The 6,502-nt window shown below is 41.3% G+C and carries 6 protein-coding genes and 1 pseudogene; 4 read left to right on the top strand and 3 right to left on the bottom strand.

The features are described 5' to 3' along the window. On the top strand, positions 1-329 hold a 329-nt coding region (locus tag AWH49_RS04645; RefSeq protein ID WP_211268378.1), incomplete at its 5' end, for a transposase. A 115-nt stretch (positions 330-444) separates the two neighbouring features. Here AWH49_RS04645 and AWH49_RS04640 read toward each other — a convergent pair. Beyond that, entirely contained in the window at positions 445-2,460 is a 2,016-nt protein-coding gene (locus AWH49_RS04640) for a bifunctional diguanylate cyclase/phosphodiesterase (protein WP_063964812.1), read from the bottom strand. 202 nt (positions 2,461-2,662) lie between these two features. On the opposite strand from AWH49_RS04640, the gene motA reads away from it, so the two are divergent. From motA to AWH49_RS04625, 3 genes and pseudogenes are all read left to right on the top strand, one after another. Further along, a complete protein-coding gene (motA, locus tag AWH49_RS04635) occupies positions 2,663-3,466 on the top strand; it encodes a flagellar motor stator protein MotA (RefSeq protein WP_018395661.1) in 804 nt (267 codons plus the stop codon). Then, positions 3,453-4,220, top strand: a complete 768-nt coding sequence (gene motB / locus AWH49_RS04630) for a flagellar motor protein MotB (RefSeq protein WP_063964814.1) — start codon at positions 3,453-3,455, stop codon at positions 4,218-4,220. Before motA ends, motB begins: the two co-directional genes overlap by 14 nt. Positions 4,221-4,254: 34 nt before the next feature. After that, positions 4,255-4,740: pseudogene (locus AWH49_RS04625) on the top strand (type 1 glutamine amidotransferase domain-containing protein). 67 nt (positions 4,741-4,807) lie between these two features. On the opposite strand, the gene AWH49_RS04620 reads toward AWH49_RS04625, so the two are convergent. Beyond that, positions 4,808-5,029: a DUF1128 domain-containing protein gene (locus tag AWH49_RS04620; RefSeq protein WP_034289005.1), complete on the bottom strand. Its 222-nt coding sequence runs from the start codon at positions 5,027-5,029 to the stop codon at positions 4,808-4,810. A 96-nt stretch (positions 5,030-5,125) separates the two neighbouring features. Then, positions 5,126-6,475, bottom strand: coding sequence for an alanine/glycine:cation symporter family protein (locus tag AWH49_RS04615; protein WP_063964811.1), 1,350 nt, complete (start codon positions 6,473-6,475; stop codon positions 5,126-5,128). Between the last annotated feature and the right edge of the window lie 27 nt (positions 6,476-6,502).

Below are 6,502 nucleotides of genomic sequence, written 5' to 3'. Positions count from 1 at the left end.
CTTCCGGCCCGAAGCAATGCCGGGACTGTCCGCTTTTATCGATGTGCACGCAAAGCCAGAACCGCATGAAACTGATCCACCGGCATGTGTGGGAAGGCTATCTTGAAGAAGCAGATCATCTGCGGCACACTCCGCAACATAAAGAAATCTATGCAAAACGCAAAGAAACGATTGAACGGGTTTTTGCGGACGCAAAAGAAAAGCATGGCATGCGCTGGACAACCCTCAGAGGACTGGGGAAATTATCCATGCAAGCGATGCTTACTTTCGCTGCCATGAACCTTAAGAAACTGGCAAGCTGGGCGTGGAAGTCTCTAAAGCCAGCTTGAGCAGGCCTGATCAAGCATACAAAAAAGACGAAGCCGCCTCAAATCAAAGATTTGAAAACGGCTTTGTCGACAGTCTGAAGCGGGGAATCTTATAGGGATTCCCCGCTTTTTTGTTTTATGATCTGTATTCTTTTTGTTCGTAGCGCGCATCGAGTATTTCCGCTCGTTCGGGTCTGCTAATAAAATAGCCTTGTATAAAATCGCAGCCAAGCTCTTTCAAAACGTTCAGCTGTTCTTCCTTTTCGACACCTTCTGCAATAATGGTGAGACCAAACAATTTGGCAAGTTGGATGATCATTTTCACAAGTGCTTTATCTTCATAAGAGGTATGTACATCGTCGATAAATGATTTGTCGATTTTTAATATATGAATGGGCAGCATTTTTAAATATGTCAGAGAGGAGACGCCGGTCCCGAAATCATCGAGTGAAATAGAAACGCCTTCTTTTTTCAAAGCATCAATAACTTTGAGGGCATTATCAAACTGTTGCATAATTGATGTTTCGGTGATTTCTAATTCGAGATGTCTAGCGTTAAGGTTATATGTCTGCAATGTGTGCTTGACAATTTCAATTAGACGGTCTGATAAAAACATCGGTGCCGATATATTAACAGCAATACGTTCGATTAGATGATGATCACGTTGCCACATTTTCATCTGACGACATGCTTCGTTTAAAATCCAATTTGTTAAATCAAAAATAAAGCCATTTTTCTCAGCGATTGGAATGAATTTCGAGGGTGAAACGAAGCCGTGCACTGGGCTTTCCCAGCGGACTAGCACTTCAGCGGAGTCAATTTTTCCAGTATGAAGATTGAATTTTGGCTGGTAGCATAAATAAAATTCTCCATTTTCAAGTGCACTTCGAAAACTCATAGCAATGTGCCGTTCCATGTCCTGATTATGGAAATTAGAATTATACACAACAATCTCGTTTTTACCGTTATTCTTCACGTGACGAAGAGCCCGCTCAGCGTTTAAGATTAAAATGTTGCAATTAGACCCGTGTTCCGGTGCCAGTGCGACCCCGGCTGAAAACGTGATAGGGGTAGGTTCACCAAATGCATGAAATAACTTCAGATACGAGTTAAATTGTTTCGTTAACAAAGTACGGATTTCTTGATGACTGAACGTGCCAGGAATAGCAACGGCAAATTTATTCCCTTCAATACGGGCTGCAATGCTATTTTCTGTTATTGCTTTTTTTAATCTTGATGCAAATTCAATAATTAGCTCATTGCCACTCTCATATCCATAGGTTTCATTTATCCATTTAAAATTGTCAATATCGATAATGACTACGGCAATCGGCAAATTTAACGGCGTTGTCCGTGCATGAACAAATCGTTCAAGGCTGCGCCGGTTAGGCAGGTTTGTTAAATCATCTGTATAGGCGAGTTGCATCGCTGTTCTCCGGTCCAGAAAAGAAAGGATTGTAATAAACAGGAAAATCATAATAGCAGGCAATAAAATAAGCACAACTAACATATCTGACGAAGATTGATTTTGCTCCGGGATGACAAATCCTTCTGGTACATAAAAATCAGCCGAATACATGCCTATGTAGTGCATGCCGCTGATTGCGGTGCCCATTAAAAGTGATGCGATGATTTTTAGTCGAACATCGCGCTTCTGGGTAAAATAATAAAAGAAACGAATCGCCGCATATGAGGCTGCAATGGCAGTGGATATCGCTAAAAAACGATAAAAGGGATTATAGATTATATCACTATCGATTATGATAGACATCATGCCTATATAGTGCATTAAGACACTACCGAAACTGATAGTAATTGAAGCAGCGCTGAAAGTCCACCAGCGTCTACTTGTTTTATAAAGGATATAAAAAGCAGCGTATGCTGCTAAAATAGCGGGAATCATCGATATAATCGTTAAAGAGATGTTGTACTGAATCGGAATTGAAAAAGCCATCATGCTGACAAAATGCAATGTCCAAATGGTCAATCCCATGGATAGTGCGGCTGTTATGAGCCATATATTCGTTCTCCCACGGATGATTGAATGAACAATTCGTTCATTCATCGTTAATGTTACATAGGACCCGGTGACGGCAATCAAGATTGATAGAGCAACGATGTCATATTCATAAAATTCCGGTAAAGTTATCATAGGTAAATTGACCTCGTTCGGTATAGTCATTTCATTTTAACAGAAGAATGTAAAATGATGAATAGGATTTTGTTAAGTTTATATTTTGACATAAAAGTATGAATTTCATTCGTAGAGCATTCTCTTTTTCGTCAAGAACGTGTAGAATAATGGTTAAATATAGTCGGAAAATAGACTGATAGAAATAGGATGGAGATAAAGTATGGATAAAGCATCGCTCGTGGGAGTCCTATTAGGGCTTGTTGCAGTAGGTGTCGGAATGTTTATGAAAGGGGTAAGTCCCCTAGTACTTATTAACCCGGCAGCTATTTTGATTATTATTTTAGGGACTATCGCCGCAGTAACCATTGCGTTTCCTGGATCGGAGTTAAAGAGAGTACCGAAACTATTTGGTATTTTGTTTAAAGAACAAAAACTGATGACTATACAGGAAGTCATTTATCTATTTACAGGGTGGGCGGAACTTGCACGTAAAGAAGGACTTCTTTCACTGGAATCAAAAATGAACGAAATAGACGATGATTTTTTGAAAAATGGGCTTAGTTTAGCTGTTGATGGACAAAGTGCGGACTATATTCGTGACGTCCTCAGTGAAGAAATAGCTGCCATGGAAGACCGTCACCTTGCAGGCGCAGCTATTTTTTCACAAGCAGGAATGTATGCCCCAACACTCGGTGTACTCGGCGCTGTAGTAGGATTGATTTCTGCACTTGGAAATATGAGCGATACCGTGGCACTCGGGCATGCCATTTCAGCGGCTTTCGTGGCCACTTTGCTAGGGATTTTTACAGGTTACGTGTTCTGGCACCCATTTTCAAATAAATTAAAACGAAAATCAATACTAGAAGCAAAAGTAAAAGAAATAATGATTGAAGGTATTTTGTCGATTCTTGAAGGAGAAGCACCACGTGTTCTGGAGCAAAAACTTGCTTCTTATTTGCCGGCGGATGAGAAGAAAAAATTATTGAACTCATCAGGAGGAGAAGATGGATATGGTGAAACGTAAAAAGAAAAAACATGACGACCATATTGATGAATCCTGGCTTCTCCCGTATTCCGATTTATTAACGCTTCTTCTGGCTCTTTTTGTCGTCCTATTCGCGAGCAGCTCCATCGATGCTCAAAAATTCCAGGCTATTTCGTCTGCCTTCAATAATGAGCTGCAAGGTGGAAGCGGCGTACTTGATTACCAAAGTCCGATAGAGAATGATTCCATGTCAGAAGTGGAAACGGAGCGCCAGCAACTAAACGGGCTTGAAAAAGAAGATCGGGAAGAATTGATTGAAATGCAAGAGAAAATGACACAATATATTAATGAAAATAATCTGCAAGATAAAGTGGAGACTGCATTAAATGGGGAAGGGCTGCTGCTGCGTATTCGCGATAACGTGCTTTTTAATTCAGGCGCAGCAGAAATTCAACCAGAACAGATTGTCAGTGCGCAGGAAATTTCAGAACTGCTCGTCATGGACATTCCGCGAAGCATCATTATTAGCGGACATACAGATAATGTACCAATTAAAACAGCTATGTTCGATTCAAACTGGGAACTTAGCGCCATGCGTGCCGTAAACTTTATGAAAGAGATTTTTAAAAATGAGAAACTGGACCCACGCCTTTTTAGCGCGAAAGGATATGGCGAATATCAGCCGATCGCTTCAAACGATTCCATATCGGGACGTGCGCAAAACCGGCGTGTCGAAATTTTAATATTGCCTCAAGGACAGACAGATCAATCTGTACCGGAAGCAACAGAATGACAGGGCGACATTTCGCGCTGTCCTTATTACCGACATGTTTGAAGACATCGAATATACAGAACCGGCAAAAGCGTATGAAGAAGCCGGTCATCAACTGATAACGATTGAAAAAAAAGCAGGCAAAACGCTTATAGGGAAATAAGAAAAGGAGAAAGTGAAAATTGATAAAGGCATTGAAGATGTGAATGTATCAGAATTTGACGCATTGCTTCTAACAGGTGGATATTCACCAGATCGGCTCCGTGCGGATGACCGTTTCGTTGAATTCACAAAAGAATTTATGGATTCAAAAAAGCCGGTCTTCGCGATTTGTCATGGTCCACAGCTGCTCATTTCAGCGAAAGCATTGAAAGGACGGGATGCAACCGGGTTTAAATCTATTCAACCCGATTTGGAATATGCCGGTGCAAATGTACATGATAAAGAAGTCGTTGTATGTCAGAATCAGCTGGTGACAAGCGGCACGCCAGATGACATTCCAGCATTTAACCGTGAATCACTTAAATTACTAGCTGAATAATAAAGAAAAGAGGAGAAGGAGCTGTCCCTAGTCGGTGATCATTGACTAGGGACAGCTCCTTTGTTTTTTATTTGCGTAAATTGCCAAGTTCTTCGGCGATCGCTTGCATTTCATTCGGGCTGAATGAATTTTTACGAGCGACGAGTTCATAAATATCTTTTAAATCTTCATAAGAAGAACTGATAAAGTGTTCCGCGCTGATCGCGCCAGTATTGACCATACGGAGTTTTTTTGTAATTTCATTGACCATATACTGAATGTTTTCTGTTGACTGTACACTTAAGTCCACTGTTATGTCACCTTTTTCATTTTTTATAATCATTCCATGATTTTTTTATCTTGTCAATAAGATAAAAAGCCCCTAGCAAATATAGCGCGTTTTTTATTAAGCAGCGCGTTTTTCTTTTTGAATCTTTTTGAGAATTTGACGTGTTTCAGCAACGACGACACCCGATAGTCCGAGAAGACCAATTAAATTTGGTAAAGCCATTAAACCATTCATAATATCTGAGAACGTCCAGACAAGATCAAGGCTTGTCACAGCACCAATGAATACAGCGAGAACGAACACGATCCGATAATACTTTACGATTTCTTTACTGAATAAGTAAGTGAAACACTTTTCTCCATAATACGACCAGCCGATAATCGTCGCTGAAGCGAAGAACAAGAGTCCAATGGCTACGATATATGAACCGGCAGAGCCAAGGAATATATTAAATGAAGCTGTTGTGAGTTCGCTTCCTTCAAGTCCGGAATCGTACTGACCAGCAAGGACAATTGTCAGTCCTGTAATTGAACAGAGGACGATCGTATCAATAAAGACTTGTGTCATCGAAACGAGTGCCTGACGGGCTGGCATATCCGTTTTTGCAGCTGCCGCCGCAATGGAAGCAGAACCGAGCCCGGCTTCATTTGAGAATACACCGCGCGCGACGCCGTAACGAATGACAGTACCGATCGCGCCGCCAGCCACTGCTTCTCCAGTAAACGCATCTGTCAAAATAAGTACTATAGCAGCAGGAATTTCTGTCATATTTATGAACAACACGATCAAACCGGCAATCACATAAAATGCAGCCATGAATGGGACGAAAAAGGCTGCAACGCGTCCAATGCTTTTAATGCCGCCAAGCAGTACAAGTGCACTGAAGATTGTTAAGACAATACCTGTAATCCAGGTAGGTACGTCAAATGTAGATTTCGCAACACTCGCAACCGAGTTTGCCTGCACAAGGTTTCCGATTCCAAAAGCGGCAATGGCACCGAATAAAGCGAACAAGACACCAAGCCATTTTTGGTTGAGACCACGTTCAAGATAATACATCGGTCCCCCGGACATTTCGCCATCTTCGTCCTGCACACGGTATTTAACAGCAAGAACAGCTTCCGCATATTTCGTTGCCATCCCAAAAAATGCGCTCATCCACATCCAGAACAATGCGCCGGGACCACCGATTAAGATAGCTGTCGCGACACCGACGATATTTCCGGTTCCAATTGTCGCTGCAAGTGCAGTCATTAACGCTTGAAAGTGTGAAATATCGCCTTCAGAATTCTTGTCCTGATTTTTACTAAACGCAAGCTTTAATGAATATGGAAGAAGACGAATTTGAAGAAAACCAATCCGAAAGGTAAGGTAAATTCCTGTACCAACAATAAAAATTAAAAGCGGCGGTCCCCAGATAAATGAGCTGATGCTTCTAAGTAGTTCTAATAATCCATCATGATCCATAAAAATCCACCTCATTAGATAGACTAT

This window comes from Domibacillus aminovorans, from assembly GCF_001643235.1.
In the GTDB taxonomy this organism is placed as follows: domain Bacteria; phylum Bacillota; class Bacilli; order Bacillales; family Domibacillaceae; genus Domibacillus; species Domibacillus aminovorans.
Note: the sequence above shows the minus strand (reverse complement) of the source record. Positions and strands in the feature narration are given on the sequence as shown.